Genomic DNA, 21980 nt, shown 5'->3' with positions numbered 1-21980 from the left:
AAAAAATTTATGGTAATATGGTTTCGGTGATAGAAATGAGGAAAATAATTATAGTCGGTGCAGGGGCTTCTGGCGTCTATTTATCAATACTTTTAAAACAGTCTCATCCTTCTCTTGATGTTATTGTTTTAGAAGCAAATAAGACACCATTAAAGAAGCTTTTAGCAACTGGAAATGGCAGATGCAATCTTTCCAATAAAGAGATGAATATCTCTCATTATGAAGGTGATCAGCTAGATTTAGTTAAAGATATTGTCGAAGATTTCAATATGGAAGAAGCCATGAAATCATTAGGACTTTATACAAAATATATGGGAAACTTGCTTTATCCAAGAAGTGAGCAGGCCAAGAGTGTTAAAAATATTCTGATGTCACATGCAGAAAATCTTGGAGTCGTATTCCTTTATGAACAAAAAGTAGTAGATATTTATTATGATGGTACATATCATATAAAAACAGAAACATCCCACTATCATAGTGATGGTGTTGTTCTTGCGATGGGAACTCCTGCGGGAAAACTATCTACAATGGATGATCGACAAAAGATCTTAAGACATCTTGATCTATCAATGAAGAAGATGACACCATCATTAACACAGATGATTACACATCCTGTCTATAAACAATTAAAAGGTGTACGTGTAAAAGGACATTTCACATTAGAAAAAGATGGTCGCATCTTAAGAGAAGAAGATGGAGAATTGCTTTTTACACAATATGGCGTAAGTGGTATTGCAGTTATGCAATTATCTAGATGTTATGAAGAAGGATGCCGTCTTCATATTGATATGATGAAGGAGTATACAAAAGAAGAACTAAAAGATATAATAGATTCTCTTCAAGAATTAGAGCATCCATATGATGGACTTGTACCTTATCAGATCAGTGCTCTACTTGAAAAAACAAAGCCATTGCCTTTCTTAAAAGATCTGACTCTTGAAGTCAAGGAATTAAGAGAAGCGCAGTATGCACAAGTTATGAGTGGTGGCATTCTGCTTGAGAATGTCAATTCTTCATTAGAAAGCAAGAAGTATCCTCATCTGTATGCGATGGGAGAATTATTAAATGTAACAGGAGACTGTGGCGGATATAATTTACATTTTGCATTGGCATGTGCTAAAAGAATAGCAAGAGATTTAAAGGAGTAATAACATGTTAAGAATTAATAATATAAAAGTATCACTTTCTGAGACAGATTACGCTAAGGTCATTTCAACACAATTGAATGTCCCTAAGCGTTTGATCAAGAATGTAAAACTGTTAAAAAGATCAATTGACGCAAGAAGATCAAATGTTCATTTTAACTGTTCATTTATTTTTGAAGTCGATCAAGAAGAAAGACTACTGAATCGTCATAAGAAGATCTTAAGTCTCTATGAACCATATCATTATGATTATCCAGTAAAGAATAATAAGAAAGTAACCATTGTAGGATCAGGTCCAGCAGGTCTATTTTGTGCCTATGTGTTATCACAAATAGGAGAAGATGTGCATCTTATAGAACGCGGCAAGAAAGTAGAAGAACGTGTGAAAGATGTAGACGCACTCTTTAAAGATGGAACAATCAATCCTGAAAGCAACATCTCCTATGGAGAAGGGGGAGCAGGAACATTCTCCGATGGTAAGTTAACAACAGGCACAAAGAATAAAAGAATTCGTTATATTCTAGAAACATTTGTAAAGCATGGTGCTCCAGAAGAAATCTTATATGAATCACTTCCTCATATTGGAACTGATCGTTTAAGAGAAGTGCTTATTTCTATGAGAAAAGATATTCTAGAAAAAGGTGGAAAGATTTCTTTTGAAACAAAGTTTACTAATTATTATGAAGAAGATGGAAAGCACTATGTAGAAGTAGAATCAAAGGGCAAGAAGGAAGTACTAGAAACAGATGATCTTGTCTTGGCAATTGGTCATAGTGCAAGAGATACTTACGAAATGTTAAGTAAAAAGCTTATCATGATTCCTAAAGCCTTTGCGGTAGGTGTACGTATTGAACAGAAACAAGAAAAAATCAATGAAATACAGTACAAATCAGCCGCTCATCATCCTGCCTTAAAAGCAGCACCTTATAAGTTAGCTGTACAGACAAGCAAGAAAAGAGGAGTCTATACATTCTGTATGTGTCCAGGTGGAGTTGTCGTTCCTTCAAGTGAAGAAGAAGGATTACTTTGTGTTAATGGTATGAGCTATTATGCACGAGATAAAGAAAATGCTAATAGTGCAGTGCTTGTCAATGTTACACCTGATGATTTTGGACATGATGTATTGGACGGAGTAAGATTCCAGAAAGAATTAGAGAAAAAAGCCTACGCATTGGGCGGTGGTCAATTAAAAGCACCAGTTCAGAAAGTGGAAGACTATATGAACAATGTTGCTAGTGTGGAATTAGGAAACATTATTCCATCTTATAAGCCAGGTTATACATTAGCTAATATCAATGAAGTATTCCCATCATTTATCAATGAAAACCTAAAAGAAGGATTTACATTAATGAATAAAAGAATGCCAGGCTTTATTGATGAAGATACAGTTATCACTGCCGTTGAATCACGTTCAAGTGCACCAGTACGTATCACTCGTGATAAACAGATGCATTCCAATGTTGAATGGATCTATCCAATTGGTGAAGGAGCAGGCTATGCCGGTGGCATTATGTCTTCAGCAGTGGACGGTATTTTATGCGCAGAACAGATTTGTAAGCAGTAATTTGTAAAGAACATAAATAATTTTAGTGAATATTGGGCAAAATAAAAATTATCCTGAGATTATTTGACTTCATACTTCTGGTATGATAGAGTTTATTTAAACTTAAGAGTAGAAAGAATTATTAAGAAATGTGTTCATAGAGAGTCAGGGATGGTGTGATCCTGATAATGGCAGCTTAATAAGTGGGTCTATGAGGGTCCGTGGGAAATTGAGTATCACGGAACGTGTTGCTTATGTTATAAAGCAAAAATGTGATGGCATTTTAAACTAAGGTGGTATAGCAGATCAACGTCTGTCCTTTGTGGATGGGCGTTTTTTGTTTCACAATAATAAATGTCACAAGAAAAGGGGATATTATTATGAAAAAATTATTTAAAACTTTATTAGTAGGAGCTATGGCAGCTTCATTGTTATCAGGATGTTCTTCATCTTCATCTAAAAAGAAGGTTGGTATTATCCAAATGATGGATCATACATCACTTAATACAATCAAGAGTGCATTTGATGATGAAATGAATAAACTCGGCTATACAGACAAGAATGTAGAATATACATTCAAGAACGGGCAAGGTGACAACAATACACTTGCAAGTATCGCAAATGATTTTCAGGGGAAAGACTTCGACGTCGTTGTTGCAATCGCAACACCTGCAGCTCAGGCAGCTGCTCGTCTCGCTAATAAAACACCAGTTATTTTCTCAGCAGTAAGTGATCCAGTGGGTGCAAAATTAACTGCTTCATTAACTAAGCCAAATAAAAATATTACTGGTACAAGCGATGAAGTACAGGTTGATCAGATCATGGAAAAAGCTTTACAGGTTCAGCCTAACATGAAAAAGATTGGTCTTCTTTATAATAAAGGTGAAGCCAATTCAGGCACAAATATCGCAAACATCAAGAAATACTTAGCTTCAAAGAATATTCAGGTAGAAGAAGCAACTGTTGTAGGTGTCAATGAAGTACAGTCTGCAGTTGATACATTAGCTTCTAAATGCGATGCTATCTTCTCTCCAAATGATAATACAGTCGCAAGTGCAATGAGCATTGCTGGCCAAAGAGCTATGAAGGCTGGTATTCCTTATTATGTAGGTGCAGATTCAATGGTAAAAGATGGTGGCTTCATGACAGTTGGTATTGATTATGAAGAACTAGGTAGAGAAACTGCGCGTATGACTGATCAGGTTCTTAAAGGTAAGAGTGTTTCATCATTGCCTGTAAAAGTCTTCAAGACAAACTTAAATATCTATGTTAACAAGAAAGCATTATCTACTCTTAAGGTGACATTACCTGACAGCATCAAGAATGATAAGAAGTATATCGAGATTTAAGGAGTTTTTATATGAATGATCAAATCATTAAAATGATCCTTGGCGTACTAGAGCTTGGCGGAATCTTCGCTGTGCTTTCGCTAGGATTGTTTATCAGCTTTAAAATATTGAACATTCCAGATTTAACTGTGGATGGATCATTTACAACTGGCTGCGCAACAAGCGCAGTCATTACCCTTTTAGGTTCACCGGTGCTAGGATTAGCCTTAGCTTTTGTGACAGGGTGTCTAGCCGGAATTGTGACAGGATTGTTTATTACCAAGTTAAAAATCAATCCTATTCTTAGTGGGATATTGACTCAGACGGGGCTGTATTCAGTCAATCTGCGAATTATGAATCAGTCTTCAAATATTGCTTTGCTTGACAATAAGACAATCTTTACATCATTTGCCAAGTTTGATCCCTATGATAAGATTATCATCATATTTATCATTGTGATCTTACTGGTATTATTATTAAATTATTTCCTCAAGACACAGATGGGATTGGCGTTAAGAGCCTGTGGGGATAATGAAGATATGGTACGTGCTAGCTCCATTGATACTGATAAGATGAAAGTCATCGGCTTAGGATTAGCCAATGGTCTCGTTGGCTTATCTGGTGCTATCTACACACAGCAGCAGGCCTATGCAGATATGTCTGCTGGTATTGGGATGATGGTTATTGGTTTAGCAAGCATTATCATTGGTACAACACTTATCAGAAGTGATCGTGTATCTATGATGCTTATTGCGACTGTTATTGGTTCTATTCTATATCGTGCTATTTTAACAATTGCTTTACAGTTTAACATTACAACAGGAGATCTGAAGATCTTGTCTGCTGCCATTGTTATCGTGGCAATATCATCTACATCATTGAAGAGGAGAAAAAAGAAACATGCTAAAAATTAAGGACCTTACAGTGATCTTCAATGAAGGAACAATCAATGAGAAAAAAGCTTTAGATCATATTGATTTAACAGTCAATGAAGGAGATTTTATCACCATTATTGGATCTAATGGGGCTGGTAAATCTACATTGTTTCAAAGCATTTCAGGTGCTGTAGATATTACAGGCGGATCAGTTATCTTGAATGATCACGACATTACCGATACAAAAGAATACATTCGTTCACGTCATATTGGACGTTTGTTTCAAGATCCACTAAAAGGTACTGCACCATCTATGACTATTGAAGAGAATTTAGCTTTATCATTTTCAAGAGGAAAGCATTTCTCTTTAAGACCAGTTACTCATAAATATAGAAAGTACTTTATTGATGCATTAAAAGAGTTGGACATCGGTCTTGAAAATAGACTTGATACAAAAGTCGGTACATTATCCGGTGGACAAAGACAAGCATTGACATTGCTGATGGCAACACTTGTAACACCACAGCTGCTCTTATTAGATGAACATACTGCAGCCTTAGACCCAGGAACTTCAAAGAAAGTCTTGGCTTTATCAGAAAAGATTGCTAAAGAGAATCATATTACTACAATGATGATTACTCATAACATGGAAGATGCACTTCGTTATGGCAATCGTATTCTTATCATGAAAGATGGAAAAATCATTTCTGATATTAAAGAAGAAGAAAAGAAAAATATGAATGTAGAAGATCTTATTCATATCTTTACACAGTCCAGTGAAATGAATGATCGTATGTTATTGAGAGATTAAAAGGAGAGTCGTTTGATTTGTTCACTCCAACACAATAAATAAAGTTGTATAGGTGCATGAGATTTTCTCATGCACCTTTTAACTTACCGTTAATGATATAAAAGTCAAATCAAAAATATATTTAATAGGGTTATGACTTATAAATACTTTTTTTATCTATAATTTGTTTTATGATACAAAGATATACTATATTGTGATATAATCGGACCTAAGGAAAATATGAAAAAGGATGATTATTATGCTTAATATTGCAATATGTGATGATTATATTAGGAATAAAGTTACTGATTTAGAGAATACTGATTTAGTGACTTTCTGGGCTGCGAATAATAGCAAGAAGCAGATTTCAGAAGACTACGATCAAAAGATTGGTAGCAATGTGAAGATCAAGTTTAATAAGTCAGGATATAACAAGAAAGGAAAAAACATCATTCTAGGCATGGAAAATGGACACTGGTATTTGTCAGAGAGAGCTTTTGTGGCTGGGAATGTTGATTTTAGATAAGAACATGGGCAACTAGAATTATTCTAGTTGCCCATATAATAACCGGAAAGGAAAGAATGACTATGAAATCATTTGTTTTTCAGTTGAAAAGTCAAATAAATCAGAGAGATTTTAAAATAACCTTTGCATTATTATGTTTAATGAGTATTGGAGCAGTACTTTTAAATTGTATAAAAGCCTATGGTATAAATTATATGAGAGTCAGAAGTGCAGCAGATAATTTCTTACTTTGTGCACCAAGTTCTAGAGCAATCATGATGATCTTCTCGTTATTGTTTCCATTGATAGCTGCAACCTTAGGTTCAGGATATAGAAAAAATAATGAAAAAAAAGGTGATGGTTTATTTTCTTTATTAAGAATGAATAGGAGGCAGTATATCGTAGGCAATGCGGTTGCAGTGGTGTTAATTACAACTGTAAGTATTCTTTTCATTTTGATATTGAATCAGTTATTGTGTTGCATTGCATTCCCAATAGAAGGATTTGATAACCGTTTTGGAATATCCGTGTATGCGAAGGCTATGACGTATGATAAAAATCTATTGTTTGATTATTGGCAAATTAATAATCCATATGTCTATAATTTGCTTTATTCTGTCATCATTAGTGTCTTAGCAGGTGGAATAGCATTGTTAACATATGGATTGGAGCTTTATGATATATTTGAAAAACTTAAACCTATTCATATTTCTATTATTATATTTGTTTTTTTTATATTTATTATGATAATAAGTCATAATCTAAATATACCATTGTTAAGTTATTTATCTTACGTTGAGGTTAACCATAATATTAGTTTTTCAAGTTATTTGATTTTTGTTTCCGCTATTTATGTAATAGGAATAGCTTTGTCATTAAAGGGATGTAATCGTTATGAATATATTTAGAAAGATAAACATTTTTTGGATATTGAGTTTTGTATTAAGTTGTTTTTTTGCTGTAGCGGCCTATAAAGTATTGTTTAGGTATAATACGATAAGATTATCTGTATTATATCAGGCAATATTTAATGATTTGTTATTTTATGCAATCATTGTTCCTATTTTTGTTGGAAATATAATAAAACTTATTGACGATGATATGTCCTATTCAAAAATGATCAGCTATGGAAGTAGAGCAAACTGGCAAAAAAAAGTAATGAAGAAATTGTTTATTGCAAGTCTAATATATATCTTCATACTTGTTACACCAATCAATGTTGAAAGATTGATACTGTGGATGAAAAATAGTCAATTGCAAGATTACTGTTATTGTATTTTGGCGTTTATAACATATGTCTTGATTTTTACATTGATTTCATACATTGCATTTATATTAAAAATTCAATGGAATATGGATATCTTAGTCTTAGTTGGTATCATCGGGATTATTTTTGCACCTTATTTGTTGACAAGAATTATTCTGAAGACAGAAATCATTAACTTTTCTTATATTATAAACGCTTATTTTTTATTTGTAGATAATCAGTATTTATGGTTTGCGCATGAATTAATGTGCATAGTGATAATAGCAGTCATCATTTGCGTATATGCATTAGCTTCGTTTCAGATAAAAAATAAGGATCTGCTTTGGAGGAATGATGAAAAATAAGATAAATAAATTTATATTCAGAAATATTTGTATAGTTGCATTGATTCATTTTATTTTTTCGATGTATTACTCATATTTGATATTAGGAAGTAAGTTAATCAAAAGTCCAGATTTTTTTAGACTAGTTGCAGGAGGAATACAAGTCGAGGACAGTTCGAATTTGTTTTTAATTATTCTCTATGTGGCACCTAAGTGCTTGTTATTTTTATGGATCACAAACAGTTTTGTGAAAGATTTAAAATCAAACTTTTTGTATATCTTTTTAAGAACATCAAATAGGACGAAGTGGTTAAATAAAACAATCATTTTGACAATAAAAAGTGTGTTTTATTATGAAGCTATATTTTTTACAAGTATTGTCATCTTGTTAGTATGTAATGGTTTAAAAATTTCAGCATGGGATATTCTCGAATTGTTTTTACTAGAGTTCTTTCAAATGATCATGTTGGCATTCTTTTCTAATGGAATGCAATTATTCTTAAATGAAACGGCGTGTGTATTGGGAACTCTATTGGAGTTGGCTGTTCCGTTGATTATTACAGGTGTTATATATGAAAATCACGGAATGTGGATATATCCGGCTAAGTGTATTTTTTTTAATTGGGGAAACTATAATTACATGATGAGCTACCATTCTAATACATTCATAACCGTGTTGTCTATTTCATTGATTTGTATTTTGATTTATTTTGTATCAAAGAAGAAAATTAATAAATATGAATTCATGTAGCAGGGGGGAGAAAAATGATAATCAAATTGGATAATATAGAAAAAAGTATTAAAGGAAACCAGGTATTGAATCAGGTGTCCTTCGAATTTGAAAGTGGAAAAATCTATGGCATATATGGAAGAAATGGTTCAGGTAAAACAATGCTCATGAGAATGATTTTGGGATTAATTCATTCTGATCACGGTTCTGTAACAATTGATGGAAAAATAATTGGGAAGGATATTGATTTTCCAGAAAGTGTTGGGGCAATGATTGAAAATCCAGGATTTTTTCCTTATGCTACAGGATACGAGAATCTGAAAATGCTTGCAGATATAAAAGGAAAAATTGATGAAAATGATATTAGAAAGGCTATACAGAAAGTGGGATTGGATGATCAAGAAAAAAGAGTTGTTGCAAAATATTCAATGGGAATGAAGCAAAGATTGGCTATCGCACAAGCGATTATGGAAAAACCTGATTTGTTGGTCTTGGATGAGCCTACCAATGCATTAGACCAAGAAGGTGTTGATGTATTTAGAAAAATAATTCAAAGTGAAGCAAAAAGAGGGACTCTTATTATTATTTCTAGTCATAATAAGGAAGATATAGATATTTTGTCGGACATTAAAATAAGAATGGAATTAGGTAAGATAGTTGATTATGCAGATAATAGTCAAAGAGAGGTTGCATAAATGATAAAGGAAACAAAACTCTATATTACAATTATCGTTATTATGATTTTGTTAGTATTTTCTGTAGCTATAATGACACGTTTAAGTTATAAGGGATCCATAACATTAAAGCAGTTACAAGATAATAGTGATGTAAATAATTATACTGTACAATTTGGAGAAGATACTGTAGAAAAAGATATTTTTAAAACTATAAATAATTATGATGATTTGAAAACACAATCTAAATTTTTTGCAAAAATTCATGTAACAGACGAAAGAAAATTATTTGCTAGTGCTGTTTATACGAAAGTAATTGTAAAGAAAACTTATAAATCGGATTATAGCATTAAAAAGAATGATCATATTTATATATATGAACCAGTGAGCTTCGAAGAAGATTTTAGATTATATGATTCGTCAAGTGGATATCAGTTGATGAGAACCAACGAGGATTACTATGTCTTCTTAAATGAATTACCCTCATCAACATCGTATATAAAATCTAAAAAAGAAAAAGTGTCGTTTATACCTAGTACTTTAAAGTATTCTATTTATTGCGCAAAGAATACTAAAACACAGTTATTGGATAAAAATAGAATGGATAGTTATAAATATGTAGACATTAAGAATTTAGATATATTAACTAACGATAGTGGAGTATTAAACAAGTATAAGGAAATCAAGAAAAATATCATCGATGATTTGAAATAAAAAACTTTTATATAAGAGAAGTGAACATCATCGCAAGATACATATTTGCATTCACAAATGAATTTACATTAGAATAATCATTATAAATGCTGCTGAGAAATTGGTAGTTTTTCTTTGGAAATATTCAAAAGAAATGAAAGGTGCATGAGATTTTTCTCATGCACCTACATTTAACTTTAATATTCAGTTGTCTTATTGAAAAAAGATTAAAATGAATCTTTCTTATAAATAATATTGCTGAAAATACTGAAGACGAATTAAATCGAAGATAGCCATTAACTGATAGTTGAAATCAACACTATCAAAACGTCCAGGAAGAACAAGCACTCTTGTATTTTCATTTTCCATCTTACGGTATGTAGCATTTTGTGTAAGCAATACTGAATACGCATTTTCCACTTGCAGATGTTGCATCTTATTTTGCATATTCTTAAGAGCTCTACCAGTAGCACTCACAATGATAATGACATCATCCTTATTAAGAACAATTGGATTATAACTATGATACTGAATAAAAGGTTTACCAAAAGTAATCATATCAGTCTGTAGCTCTACTCCTAAAGATAAAGGATAGAGTGCACCGAGAATAATGATTCTCTTAGCTTTATAAAACTTCTCGCATATTTCACAAACCATACGCTGAAGTTCCTCTTTTTCAATCGTCATATCCATCTTATCGAGGAACTGTTCAGGATGAACATCAATCAATCTTACACGAATCTGATTCAGTCTGGTCTGATAATCATTATAGAGTTTAAGCTTAAATTCTTCATAGTCATTAAACCCAAAGGCACTCATAAAAGCATCAAGCTCTTCTTCTTTAAAAGGCCCCATTTTAATAACATCTTCTTTATTCATGTTCTCCATATCTAAATAATGAAAAACAATAAAGTTGGCAATCTTAAAATAAGAATCATTAAATAATGTACCATTCATGTAAGTCAATATTCTACTTAATAATAAATTCTGACTGATCTTCATTCCCATAGTGTTCACTCCTTCGTGAATATTATATCATATCAATAAAACTCATATAAAAGAATTTCCAACATGTAAAAAAATGTTTATAATAAAAGCGGTGATAAAATGAGAATAAGACAACTATCAATAGATGAAATACAATTTACAAGAAAAGACTATAGTGAAACATTACTGGCCTCAGTTAAGAGAATTGGTTTTTCTTTTCCTATTCAGGTAAGAATAGAAAATGATCAATATGTCTGTGTTGATGGACATAAAAGATTAACTATTCTAGAAGATATACTCAAAGAAGATCCATCTTATAAAAGAGGAAGAAATGTACATGTCATCATTAAGAACAATGGCGATCAACGATCAAATGATTGTTCAAGAGGGAGAAACACCCACTAATGCATATCATTGATTTATTAGTTCTACATAAGATTGCTAAAAAGCATCATGCTAAAAAACTACTAAAAGAAGGACATGTCAGAGTCAATGGACAGATTATTACTGATAATATTGATGTAGAAGAAGGAGAAGTCTATTTTGATGATCATCAATTAGATCTTCACCCATTAAAATACTACATGATCAATAAGCCAGCTCAATATATCTGTGCCAACAGGGACGATAAAGATCCCTGCATTGTAGAACTGATGCCAAGAAAAGATTTACATATTGTAGGAAGACTTGATCGTGATACAACAGGTTTATTATTATTGACAAATGATATAAAACTAAGAAAAAGACTGACACTTCCTCTTTATCATATAGAAAAGACTTATCAGTTTACTTGTCTTCATCCTTTAACAAAAGAAGAAGTTGACAAGGCTAATGAAGGCGTTGTGATAGATGATAATCATTTATGTGAATGCTTTATTCAGATGAAAGATGAAAAAGAAGGATACATTACAATTCATGAAGGAAGATATCATGAAGTAAAGAAGATTTTTCTTTCTTTAAACAATAAGATCTTATCTTTAAAGAGAATATCTTTTGGTCATCTTAAATTAGGTCATCTTCAAGAAGGAAAATATCGTCATTTATCAGATGATGAAATAGCAACATTAAGGGAGAGTGTATATCTTGATTAAAGAGTTAGACATTCATGGCTGTACAACTATTGAAGCAAGAAAACTTATTAAAGAAGCATTAAAAGATCAGAATATCTCATTATTAAGAGTTATACATGGCTATCATTCTGATATATTAATGAAGATGGTAAGAAAAGAATTTAGAACTCATCCAAGAGTGGATCATATTGAACTGTCAATGAATAAAGGATTGACAGATTTGGTTATTAAGAAAGGATTTTTATGAGAAAACAGTGTGCAATTGAAAAGAAGTGTGGCGGTTGTCAATTTATCAATAAGGGATATGAAGCATCATTAGAATATAAGAATAGGAAGATGAAGAAACTCTTCGAAGAGTTTCATGTAAACGTACATCCCATAGAAGGTGCAAAAAATCCATACGGGTATAGGAATAAGACAATCGTTGCTTTTGATCATCAGTATCATTATGGATTATATGAAGAAAGCAGTCATAGAGTTGTTCCTTATGATACTTGTCTTCTTCATGATGAAAAGACTGATCAGATATTAAAGAAAATATCACAATTATTTAGAAAATACCGTGTTTCCATTTATGATCCACGAAAATCAAGAGGGGATATTCGTCATGTATTAATTAGAAGAGCGGTAAAGACTGATCAGACATTAGTAACTTTGGTTTCTAATAACAAGGTCTTTAATGGTTCAAAGAATTTCTGTAAAGAAATGACGAAAGCTTTCCCTGATATCAAGAGCATTGTTTTAAATGTCAATCAAAGAAAGACAAGTATTGTCTTAGGTGATTATGAGAAAGTTTTATATGGAAAAGGGTTTATCATTGATGAACTTTGTGGATTGACATTTAAGATTTCATCTAAATCTTTTTATCAGATTAATCATGATCAATGTGAAGCATTGTATGACAAGACTTTATCTTTATTAAAGAATCCACAGAAAGTATTGGATACTTACTGTGGTATTGGAACAATTGGCATGATTGCCAGCAAGAAGGCAAAAGAAGTTATTGGTGTTGAAAGAAATAGAGATGCCATTAAGGATGCTAATGATAATAAAGCAAGCAATCATATTAACAATATTAAGTTCATCTGTGATGATGCAACTGAATTTATGAAGAAGCAGGCAAGCATGAAAGCTTCATATGATACGATCATTATGGATCCACCTAGAACAGGATCTACTAAGGAATTTATTCAAGCTGTTAAGATCCTTAATCCTAAACAGATTGTCTATGTATCATGTGGACCTGATACGCAAGTAAGAGATCTTAAGGAATTTAAGAAGATTGGCTATACATTTACTGATGTGTATCCATTTGATATGTTCCCATTTACTGAACATGTAGAGACTGTAGTATTGATGTCTCAGGGTATGTCGAGGCAATAGAACTATTGTCAGGAAGGATAATCTAAAATGAAGCTGAATATGGCCAATATTATAACCGGCATCCGGATTGTTTGCAGCATGGCTTTGCTGTTCTGCCCCGTGTTTTCATCTGCGTTTTATATCCTGTACATTGTTGCGGGAATCAGCGATATGATAGATGGTACGGTTGCACGGAAAACGGGCACTGTCAGCAATTTTGGATTGAAATTGGATACAGCCGCTGATTTTGTTCTGGTATTATGCTGCCTGATAAAGCTGATTCCAATCCTGCATATTCCGACTTGGCTTATCATCTGGATCATCGTGATTGCCGTGATCAAGGCGATCAACTTGATTTCCGGATATGTAATGCGAAAGGAATTGGTTGTTGTGCACACAGTAATGAATAAGGTGACGGGCATACTGCTTTTCGTGCTTCCACTGACATTAACGTTTATTGATTTGAAATATAGTGGAATGTTTGTAAGTGCAGTAGCGACATTCGCAGCAATACAGGAAGGACACTTGATCAGAACAGGAATGAGGAATAACGATCCGTCTAATCGTTGACTTGTTTAGTCAGAGCGCTTGGACTTGGATACATTTCCTCTTAACGATGACATTCAAGTCATTGTCTTCGAGCATGTAGAGACTGTTGTCAGATTGGACAAGAAAACCGAAGAAATACGTCGAAATCGGCGTGGATGCTGAGGATTATTAAAAGATTAAGGATTCTGAGGAGGCGAGATAATGGCATCAAGCAAAGATTATCTTGATTATATTTTGGATCAGCTTTCTGGGTTGGACGATATATCGTATCGCGCTATGATGGGAGAATACATCATTTACTATCGCGGCAAGATAGTCGGCGGAATATATGATGACCGCTTTCTTGTGAAACCTGTGAAGGCAGCCGTTGTCATGATGCCGGACGCAGATATGGAACTGCCGTATGAAGGCGCGAAAAAGATGCTGCTTGTGGATGATGTGGAGAACAGGGAGTTTCTAAGAGAGTTGCTTGATACAATGTATCCAGAACTGACTGCTCGGAAGAAGAGATAGAAAAATACAGATTTTTTAGAAGGGAACAAGAATGATGGAACTGAAGAAAATTGACTATAAGCTAACGGTATGTAAAGTGGCTGAAGTATCAAGTATAGATATGGAATCCGACTTCTATTTTATTGGGAAGACGGATGAAGAATTATCTCTGGTGTGTAAAACGGAAGATACACCGGACAATACAATCGAGCGTGATGATGGTTGGAGAGGTTTCCGTATTCAGGGTGTGCTCGACTTTTCGTTAATTGGCATTCTGTCAAAACTGTCCGGCATCCTCGCTGAGCATAAAATTGGCATATTTGCCGTATCGACTTATAACACCGACTATATTCTCGTGAAAGAAGAGAACTATGAGCGAGCGTTGAGCGTTTTAACATCAGAAGGGTACACAGTGATTTAGAAACAAAATTCCAGCTTGTAGAAGTGTTCGACCAAAGAGAAACAGTAGACTTTTTTGGGGGAACGTGCTCTGGTAGGTAATTTTGCTTGTACTGTGGACATTCATAAAGGAGTCTCGGGGCACGTCGAAACAATCGTTCTTTTATCAAGAAAAAAACAATAGAAATATGGCTAATATTATTATAGGAATACGTATCATTTGTAGTATCACTTTGTTTTTCTTTCAAGTATTCTCACCAGTTTTTATGTTCTGTATTGTATGTCAGGATTGACTGATATGATAGATGGAGTGTCGCAAGACAAACGGGGACAGTGACTTTGGATCAAAATTTGAGTTCTTTGCGGATTTTATTTTTGTAATAAAGATTATTAATATGATATATGGGTATGTAAAGTATTATATTACCGTTGAGTTTATCAACATTTGATCTAAAATATAGTGGAATAATCGTTAGCTTTGTAGCTACACTTTCTGCTATACAAGAGGGATATAAGATCAATGTTAAAGCAGGAATGAAATAAAATCTTGAACATAAGCACTCTTCATCGATATCTTCGTGGATTAGTATCAATGTTTAAGAAAAATGAGTAAAGGAGAAAATCGATGATAAAAAATGTTGCTATTGTAAGTCTTTCAAGTGGTATATTAGGTGAATCATTTATACAGTTTGAAGTAGAAATAGGACTGAAAAGATTAAAGGAATTAGGCTTAAATGTAAAGTTTATGCCTAATGCATTAAAAGGATTGGATTATATTAAAGAACATCCTGAAAAAAGAGCAGAAGATCTGCTAGAGGCCTTTCGTGATCCAGATATCGATATGATATTATGTGCTATCGGTGGAGATGATACCTATCGCTTATTGCCATATCTATTTGAACATAATGAACTTAAAGATGCAGTAAACGATAAAGTATTCCTTGGCTTCTCAGATACAACCATCAACCATTTTATGTTACATAAGGTGGGACTAAAAACATTTTACGGACAAGCCTTTTTACCTGACATCTGTGAACTAAGTTCAGAGATGTTACCGTATACTTATAAATACTTTAAGGAACTGATTTCCACTAAGACTATTCGTCAAATATCACCTAGTGATATTTGGTACGAAGAGAGAAAGAGTTTTTCTTCAGAACAGATTGGACAGCCTTTGATTGCTCACCCTAATAATGGTTTTGAACTGTTACAGGGGGCAACGGTATTCTCTGGTAAAATACTAGGAGGATGCATTGATTCTCTGTATGATTTCTTTAATGGTGAACGTTATGAGGATATGCCGATATTGTGTGAGAAATATCATTTATTCCCCGATAAAGAAGAGTGGAAAGATCATATTTTTCTGTTAGAATCAAGCGAAGAAAAGCCTTCTCCTGAGAAGTATCGAAAAGCACTTGAATACTTTAAAGAAAGAGGCGTATTTGATGCTGTTTCAGGTGTCATTGTGGGAAAACCAATGGATGAAACATACGTAGATGAATACAAGAAGATACTTGTAGATGTCATTGACAGAGAAGATCTTCCTATTGTATTTAATGTCAATATTGGACATGCTATGCCACGCTGTATTATTCCTTTTGGTGTTGAAGCTAAAGTTGATGCAGATCAGCAGATCATATCTTTTGATCATAAAATCTAAGAAAGACAGAGAAGTTCAATGTTAAGATTAAGACCATACAAAAGCTGTGACGCTAAAATAATTGAAAGCTGGATACAAGATGAAGATGTCTTTTTAAAGTGGGGCGGTGACCATTTTGGAGACTTTCCCATTTCTGCACGTATCATCGATGACAAGTATCGTTTAGATAATGGAGACTGTAAGGAAGAAGATAATTTCTATCCATGGACTGCAGTTGATGAAGAAGATAATGTGGTTGGACATTTCATTATGAGGTATCTACAAGGAAATCCTAAACTTCTTCGTTTTGGATGGGTTATTGTAGATGGAACAATCAGAGGAAAAGGATATGGAACCAAGATGCTTGTTCTTGGATTGAAATATGCTTTTGAAATATTAGGAGTGGACAAGATCACAATTGGTGTTCTTGAAAACAATGAAATAGCACATCAGTGTTATAAGAAGGTTGGCTTTAAAGATAAGAGTGTAGTAAATAATATTATTGAAATGGAAATATCAAAGTATGATTATGAATAGACCAATTACAACTTTATTTATGTTAATGTCAGTAGATGGGAAAATTAGTACAGGTGCATCTGACCATCTTGATGTAGACCAGGATTTTCCTTGTATTGAAGGATTAAAAGAAGGTTTACATCAATACTATGAGATTGAACAGACAACGGATTTATGGTCATTAAATACAGGTAGAGTACAGGCGAAGCTAGGTGTTAATAACAAACCTATGCCATCAAAAACACCGGTATCATTTGTTCTGATTGATAACTCTCATCTTAATGAACATGGGATAAAGTATTTTTGTGAACTATCCAAGTATTTTGTATTAATTACTACAAATAAGAATCATCCAGCATTTCATGTTAAAGCTGATAATATGAGCATTATTTTTCAGGAAGAACTTTCATTAAAGAAAGCACTAATTGAGTTAAAGGATAAGTATAACTGTGAAAGAATCACAATTCAAAGTGGTGGCACAATGAATGGTATTTTTCTAAGAGAGAAGCTTATTGATTTTGTAGACATTGTTGTAGCACCAGTGCTTATTGGAGGAAAAGAGACTTCTACACTAATAGATGGGAAATCAATTACTTCAATTGATGAATTGAATAAGCTTGCAGTATTGAAACTTGAAGAATGTATTCAACTTGAAGATTCCTATGTAAGATTAAGATATAAAGTAAACAATAGTTAACATACGAGGACAAAATATTTTTTGTTCTCGTTTTTAGTATGTTACTATATATAAAAGAAATTTTAAGAGAAGGTGAAAAAATGAATTATTGTGATCAATGTGGAGAAAAATTAATTTATAAAGAAAATGGAATAGATGGTAAGGTTCCTTTTTGTCCTCATTGTCAGCAGTTTAAGTTTCCTACATTTAACAGTGCTATTTCTGCGATTGTATTTAATCCTGATAAAGATAAGATTCTATTAATTCAGCAATATGGAAAACCTTATCATGTTCTCGTTGCTGGCTATATAAATAAAGGAGAAAATGCAAAAGATGCATTGGTTCGTGAAATAAAAGAAGAAACTGGTCTTAGTGTTGTCAGCTATGTCTACAATGACAATGAATACTATTCTAAATCCAATACGTTAATTCATAATTATGCAGTAAGAGTTGAAACTGAAGATTTCCAATTAACTGATGAAGTAGATGATGCAAAATGGTATGGCTTAGATGAAGTTTTAGATACCATCAAACCAGATTCACTCGCCAAAAGCTTTTTACAAAGATTTTTAGCAAAATTGTAGGAAGTATTTAAATGAAAAAGATTGTTTATTCATTTGGGATAGGATTTATAGTTTTAACACTATTCTTTTGTGGCATATATGTGAAATATCATAATTGTTTAGTTCTTTCTCTTACGATAACATTCGGGATAATTTCTTATCATTTTGTAATGCGATTACTTGTTGGATCTGTCGTAGGAAGATGCATGCACAATAAGGCAGATTATACTAAAAAATGGTATCAAAGTAGACAATGGGAAAAGTCTATTTATGAAATATTGAAAGTAAGATACTGGAAAAACTATTTGCCGACTTTTGAACAAGATTACTTCAACTTGCGTAAACGTAGCTTTGATCAAATAGCACAGTCTATGTGTCAAGCTGAAGTAGTCCATGAAGTCAATGTTTTGCTGTGCTTTATCCCAGTATTATTTTCCATTTGGTTTAATGCTTTCTGGGTATTTATGATTACTTCATTTCTAGCTGCATGTTTTGATCTTGCTTTTGTCATAATGCAAAGGTATAACCGACCAAGAGTTATTAAGCTTATAAGAAAACACTAGAAACTGTGATGGTTCATTTATTTGAGGGGGATAATATGAATATTGAATATAAAGAAACACATGATTTTACAAGAGAACAGCTTGAAGAGCTGTTTCTATCTGTAGAATGGTCATCGGGTCACTATCCAGATAAATTAGTAATCGCTATGAAAAACTTCAAAACTGTTATTTCAGCATGGGATGGTGATAAGCTCATTGGCATGATCTGTGTCATGGATGATGGGATCATGAATGCTTATGTTCATTATCTACTTGTAAATCCAAAGTATCATGGACTTAAGATTGGTAGAACATTGGTGTCAATGATAAAAGAACATTATAAAGATTATCTTAGAATTGCGGTCATTGCCTATGATGAAGAATTGCATTTCTATGAGAATTGTGGATTTGAAAAAAGCAAAGATGCTTCACCGATGTTTATTACTTCATTATGGACATAATAAAAGGAATATGCTCTGAAATATAAAATTGTTTAACAACGTTAATATTAAAGTTTAAAAGGTAATATTATTATCAAATCAATAGATTAAATAGTTTGAAAATGTTATTATCTTAAAAAGAAATTTTAATCTGTTAATGATTTTAAGGGGGGAGTATATATGGCAAAGAAAAAGAATCCATACAAAGAATATGGTATTTCAACACAAGCAATACATACAGGAACAGATTATGATGAAGGTACTGGAGCGGTAAGAAGACCTCTTCATATGGCGAATAGCTATAAATTACCTGATGATTTGTCTCAGGTGAATTATTCTTCAACTGATCTTCTTATGTATTCAAGAAATGGAAATCCAAATCAGCATTGGCTAGAAGAGAAAATTGCCGCATTGCATGATGCAGATGATGCTATTGTGTTAGCAAGTGGTGTAGCAGCATTGCATGCATTATTTTGGACATTACTGAAGACTGGGGATAAAGTACTTTATCCTAAGGTAAGCTACATGGCTGTATATAGAATGTTTCATGAATTATTCAATGAGAAATTCGGTGTAGAAACAGTTATGGTAGATATGACAGATTTAGAAGCAGTCAAGAAGGCCATTACTCCAGGAACACGTCTTATTCACGTTGAAACTCCTGATAATCCAACAAATGGTGTTACAGATATTGCTGCTATAGCAAAAATAGCGCATGAAAATGGTGCTATTTTATCAGTAGATAATACCTTCGCTTCACCTTATAATCAGAAACCTTTAGAATTAGGAGCTGATTTTGTCGTTGAAGCACTTACTAAATTTATTAATGGACATGGCGATGCACAAGGTGGAGCGATTATCTCCAATGATCTTGAAACAATGGATCGTATACGATATGAGGCACAGGTAAATGTAGGAAGTGTCATAAGTCCGTTCAATGCCTGGCAAATATTTAGAGGGTCAGTTACATTCCCACTTCGTATGCAAAGAATCAATGAGTCTTCTCAGCAAATTGCTGAATGGCTTGAGCAAAGAGAAAACATTACTTTTGTCTCTTATCCAGGACTTAAAAGTAATGCAGGTCATGAGTTAGCTAAGAAACAAATGAAGAAGAGATATGGCGGTGTCATTTCATTTGGAGTAGACGCCGATGATAAGGCTGTAGAAAAATTCTGTGCAGCACTTAAAGTTGTTACATTTGCTGTTTCTTTAGGGCATGATGAAAGCTTAATTTTCCCTCAGCCAAGTTATGATGAACGTATTAATCTCTATCCTGAAAAATTCAGAAAAGGATTTATTCGTTTCTCAGTTGGATTAGAAGAACCAGAAGATATCATTGCTGATCTTGATCAAGCACTTCATAAAATTGGGCTTTAATTTAGCTGGGTCGCTACAAAGTGACCCTTTTTTGTAAAAAAAGAGATATAACAAATAGAGGGGGATAAAAATGAAACATAAAGGAACAAAGACAATAGAAACACCAAGACTAGTCTTAAGAGCATTTCGTTTATCAGATGCTGAAGCCTCTTATAAAAACTGGATGGCTGATGAGAAGGTAACAGCTTTTCTGACTTGGCCAGCCCACAGTGATTTATCAATAACAAAAATGGTTATTTCTAATTGGGTAGAACAATATAAAAATCCAGATTATTATCAATGGGCAATCGTCTTAAAAGACATTGATGAACCTATTGGCAGTATCAGTGTTGTAGATATCAATGAAAAATGTGAGATGGTAACTATAGGTTATTGTATAGGACAAAAATGGTGGCATCAGGGAGTGACATCAGAAGCATTCAAAGCTGTCATTGATTATCTATTTGAAAGTGTTGAAGTCAATAGAATAGAAGCAAAACACGATACAAACAATCCTAATTCAGGTAAAGTAATGAAAAAATGCGGATTAAAATATGAAGGAACACTTCGTCAGGCAGGATTCAATAATTATGGAATTGTGGATGAATCCATATATGGTCTATTAAGAAGTGAATGGAAAAGATAATCAATATGGAAAAAGAACTAACAGAAATGACATTAGAAGAACTATGGACACTTTTTCCCATATTTCTTGTACCTCATGATAAGAAGTGGGAAGACAACTATAAAGAAATAGAAAGTGTACTTAAAGAAATATTACATGAATATTCAATAAAAAGAATAAGTCATATAGGAAGCACTTCAATCAAGAATATTTATGCTAAAGATATTGTGGATGTATTAATTGAAATTGATTCTAATGAAGATATAGAAAAAACAGCGCAACAAATTGAAAAGAATGGTTTTTATAGAATGTGTACTGAAAATCAAAGAATCTCATTAAATAAAGGCTACACTAAAAAAGGGTTTGCGAAGAAGGTCTACCACATTCATCTAAGATATACAGGCGATAATGATGAACTCTATTTTAGAGATTACATGAATGATCATCCTGATATTGCAAAAGATTATGAAGCATTAAAACTTAGTCTATGGAAAAAGTATGAACATAATAGAGATGCTTATACAAATGCGAAAACATCATTTATTAAGAAGTGGACTACAGTAGCCAAAGAAGAATATGGAGAAAGGTATTAAGAATATGATCTGTTTTCTAACTAGCAGCATTGTCATTCCTGGTACAGAGATCTTAAATCCAGCCAATGCTTTTATAGAAGAACTGGCTCATTAAGCCATTTACAAAAGACTGTGCGAAAAGCCCACTCCTTTAGGTGTGAGATGGATAGCATAAAATAAAAAAGTGTATGTAGATACCGGAAGCGTACATATATTATGATATAGTATATGTATGGAAAATAAATATAGACATACGAACACAACGGTATCTTTGATAAACTACCATTTTGTCTTTTGTCCAAGATACAGGCGTAAAATT

General features: G+C 33.0%; 27 protein-coding genes and 1 pseudogene. 27 read left to right on the top strand and 1 reads right to left on the bottom strand.

Features of this window, described 5'->3' with window-relative positions; translation table 11 throughout:
• Window positions 1-35: 35 nt before the first annotated feature.
• From J6L95_RS00525 to J6L95_RS00480, 10 genes are all read left to right on the top strand, one after another.
• Window positions 36-1148 carry an NAD(P)/FAD-dependent oxidoreductase gene (locus J6L95_RS00525; RefSeq protein ID WP_287457704.1) on the top strand — a complete coding sequence of 371 codons (1113 nt, stop codon included), beginning with the start codon at window positions 36-38 and terminating at the stop codon, window positions 1146-1148.
• A 4-nt stretch (window positions 1149-1152) separates the two neighbouring features.
• Window positions 1153-2709, top strand: coding sequence for an NAD(P)/FAD-dependent oxidoreductase (locus tag J6L95_RS00520; protein WP_287457703.1), 1557 nt, complete (start codon window positions 1153-1155; stop codon window positions 2707-2709).
• 359 nt (window positions 2710-3068) lie between these two features.
• Window positions 3069-4037 (top strand): ABC transporter substrate-binding protein, encoded by a 969-nt coding sequence (locus J6L95_RS00515; protein ID WP_287457702.1) that lies wholly within the window; start codon window positions 3069-3071, stop codon window positions 4035-4037.
• Between the two features lie 11 nt (window positions 4038-4048).
• Window positions 4049-4930 (top strand): ABC transporter permease, encoded by an 882-nt coding sequence (locus tag J6L95_RS00510; protein WP_029070410.1) that lies wholly within the window; start codon window positions 4049-4051, stop codon window positions 4928-4930.
• Window positions 4917-5702 (top strand): ABC transporter ATP-binding protein, encoded by a 786-nt coding sequence (locus J6L95_RS00505; RefSeq protein WP_074623998.1) that lies wholly within the window; start codon window positions 4917-4919, stop codon window positions 5700-5702. Before J6L95_RS00510 ends, J6L95_RS00505 begins: the two co-directional genes overlap by 14 nt.
• A gap of 238 nt (window positions 5703-5940) precedes the next feature.
• Window positions 5941-6207 carry a hypothetical protein gene (locus tag J6L95_RS00500; protein WP_074623999.1) on the top strand — a complete coding sequence of 89 codons (267 nt, stop codon included), beginning with the start codon at window positions 5941-5943 and terminating at the stop codon, window positions 6205-6207.
• Between the two features lie 62 nt (window positions 6208-6269).
• Window positions 6270-7094 carry a hypothetical protein gene (locus J6L95_RS00495; protein WP_287457701.1) on the top strand — a complete coding sequence of 275 codons (825 nt, stop codon included), beginning with the start codon at window positions 6270-6272 and terminating at the stop codon, window positions 7092-7094.
• Entirely contained in the window at window positions 7081-7797 is a 717-nt protein-coding gene (locus tag J6L95_RS00490) for a hypothetical protein (RefSeq protein ID WP_287457700.1), read from the top strand. The genes J6L95_RS00495 and J6L95_RS00490 overlap by 14 nt, the downstream gene beginning before the upstream one ends.
• A gap of 744 nt (window positions 7798-8541) precedes the next feature.
• Window positions 8542-9201 (top strand): ATP-binding cassette domain-containing protein, encoded by a 660-nt coding sequence (locus J6L95_RS00485; protein WP_287457698.1) that lies wholly within the window; start codon window positions 8542-8544, stop codon window positions 9199-9201.
• Window positions 9202-9894, top strand: a complete 693-nt coding sequence (locus J6L95_RS00480; protein ID WP_287457697.1) for a hypothetical protein — start codon at window positions 9202-9204, stop codon at window positions 9892-9894.
• A gap of 222 nt (window positions 9895-10116) precedes the next feature.
• Here the strand turns inward: J6L95_RS00480 and J6L95_RS00475 are convergent, their stop codons facing one another.
• A complete protein-coding gene (locus J6L95_RS00475; protein ID WP_029072321.1) occupies window positions 10117-10881 on the bottom strand; it encodes a MurR/RpiR family transcriptional regulator in 765 nt (254 codons plus the stop codon).
• 99 nt (window positions 10882-10980) lie between these two features.
• On the opposite strand from J6L95_RS00475, the gene J6L95_RS00470 reads away from it, so the two are divergent.
• From J6L95_RS00470 to J6L95_RS00390, 17 genes and pseudogenes are all read left to right on the top strand, one after another.
• Window positions 10981-11265, top strand: coding sequence for a ParB/RepB/Spo0J family partition protein (locus tag J6L95_RS00470; protein ID WP_029070413.1), 285 nt, complete (start codon window positions 10981-10983; stop codon window positions 11263-11265).
• Window positions 11265-11951 carry a pseudouridine synthase gene (locus J6L95_RS00465; RefSeq protein WP_287457695.1) on the top strand — a complete coding sequence of 229 codons (687 nt, stop codon included), beginning with the start codon at window positions 11265-11267 and terminating at the stop codon, window positions 11949-11951. The genes J6L95_RS00470 and J6L95_RS00465 overlap by 1 nt, the downstream gene beginning before the upstream one ends.
• On the top strand, window positions 11944-12177 hold the full coding sequence (locus tag J6L95_RS00460) for a Smr/MutS family protein (protein WP_287457694.1): 234 nt from the start codon (window positions 11944-11946) through the stop codon (window positions 12175-12177). The genes J6L95_RS00465 and J6L95_RS00460 overlap by 8 nt, the downstream gene beginning before the upstream one ends.
• Window positions 12174-13313, top strand: a complete 1140-nt coding sequence (gene rlmD / locus J6L95_RS00455; protein ID WP_287457693.1) for a 23S rRNA (uracil(1939)-C(5))-methyltransferase RlmD — start codon at window positions 12174-12176, stop codon at window positions 13311-13313. The genes J6L95_RS00460 and rlmD overlap by 4 nt, the downstream gene beginning before the upstream one ends.
• A 27-nt stretch (window positions 13314-13340) precedes the next feature.
• Complete coding sequence (locus tag J6L95_RS00450; RefSeq protein ID WP_287457692.1) at window positions 13341-13862, top strand: CDP-alcohol phosphatidyltransferase family protein; 522 nt, start codon at window positions 13341-13343, stop codon at window positions 13860-13862.
• A 180-nt stretch (window positions 13863-14042) separates the two neighbouring features.
• Window positions 14043-14354 carry a TfoX/Sxy family protein gene (locus J6L95_RS00445; RefSeq protein ID WP_287457691.1) on the top strand — a complete coding sequence of 104 codons (312 nt, stop codon included), beginning with the start codon at window positions 14043-14045 and terminating at the stop codon, window positions 14352-14354.
• A gap of 31 nt (window positions 14355-14385) precedes the next feature.
• Window positions 14386-14754 carry an ACT domain-containing protein gene (locus J6L95_RS00440; protein ID WP_287457689.1) on the top strand — a complete coding sequence of 123 codons (369 nt, stop codon included), beginning with the start codon at window positions 14386-14388 and terminating at the stop codon, window positions 14752-14754.
• 603 nt (window positions 14755-15357) lie between these two features.
• A complete protein-coding gene (locus tag J6L95_RS00435) occupies window positions 15358-16392 on the top strand; it encodes a S66 family peptidase (RefSeq protein ID WP_287457687.1) in 1035 nt (344 codons plus the stop codon).
• Window positions 16393-16410: 18 nt separating this feature from the next.
• Window positions 16411-16908: a GNAT family N-acetyltransferase gene (locus tag J6L95_RS00430; RefSeq protein ID WP_287457686.1), complete on the top strand. Its 498-nt coding sequence runs from the start codon at window positions 16411-16413 to the stop codon at window positions 16906-16908.
• Entirely contained in the window at window positions 16895-17584 is a 690-nt protein-coding gene (locus tag J6L95_RS00425) for a dihydrofolate reductase family protein (RefSeq protein WP_287457685.1), read from the top strand. The genes J6L95_RS00430 and J6L95_RS00425 overlap by 14 nt, the downstream gene beginning before the upstream one ends.
• Before the next feature lie 80 nt (window positions 17585-17664).
• A complete protein-coding gene (locus J6L95_RS00420) occupies window positions 17665-18147 on the top strand; it encodes an NAD(+) diphosphatase (RefSeq protein ID WP_287457684.1) in 483 nt (160 codons plus the stop codon).
• Between the two features lie 11 nt (window positions 18148-18158).
• Window positions 18159-18689: a glycosyl-4,4'-diaponeurosporenoate acyltransferase CrtO family protein gene (locus tag J6L95_RS00415; protein ID WP_287457683.1), complete on the top strand. Its 531-nt coding sequence runs from the start codon at window positions 18159-18161 to the stop codon at window positions 18687-18689.
• A gap of 35 nt (window positions 18690-18724) precedes the next feature.
• Complete coding sequence (locus tag J6L95_RS00410) at window positions 18725-19129, top strand: GNAT family N-acetyltransferase (protein ID WP_287457682.1); 405 nt, start codon at window positions 18725-18727, stop codon at window positions 19127-19129.
• A 159-nt stretch (window positions 19130-19288) separates the two neighbouring features.
• Window positions 19289-20485: a trans-sulfuration enzyme family protein gene (locus J6L95_RS00405; RefSeq protein ID WP_287457680.1), complete on the top strand. Its 1197-nt coding sequence runs from the start codon at window positions 19289-19291 to the stop codon at window positions 20483-20485.
• A gap of 70 nt (window positions 20486-20555) precedes the next feature.
• Window positions 20556-21110 carry a GNAT family N-acetyltransferase gene (locus J6L95_RS00400; protein ID WP_287457679.1) on the top strand — a complete coding sequence of 185 codons (555 nt, stop codon included), beginning with the start codon at window positions 20556-20558 and terminating at the stop codon, window positions 21108-21110.
• Between the two features lie 5 nt (window positions 21111-21115).
• Window positions 21116-21682 (top strand): GrpB family protein, encoded by a 567-nt coding sequence (locus J6L95_RS00395; protein WP_287457678.1) that lies wholly within the window; start codon window positions 21116-21118, stop codon window positions 21680-21682.
• Between the two features lie 211 nt (window positions 21683-21893).
• Window positions 21894-21980 (top strand): annotated as a pseudogene (locus tag J6L95_RS00390) (IS200/IS605 family transposase); the annotation flags it as partial.

Source organism: Kandleria sp., assembly GCF_017934775.1.
Taxonomy (GTDB): domain Bacteria; phylum Bacillota_I; class Bacilli_A; order Erysipelotrichales; family Coprobacillaceae; genus Kandleria; species Kandleria vitulina.
The sequence above is the reverse complement of the archived record's forward strand: the minus strand, read 5'-3'. Positions and strand labels throughout refer to the sequence as shown.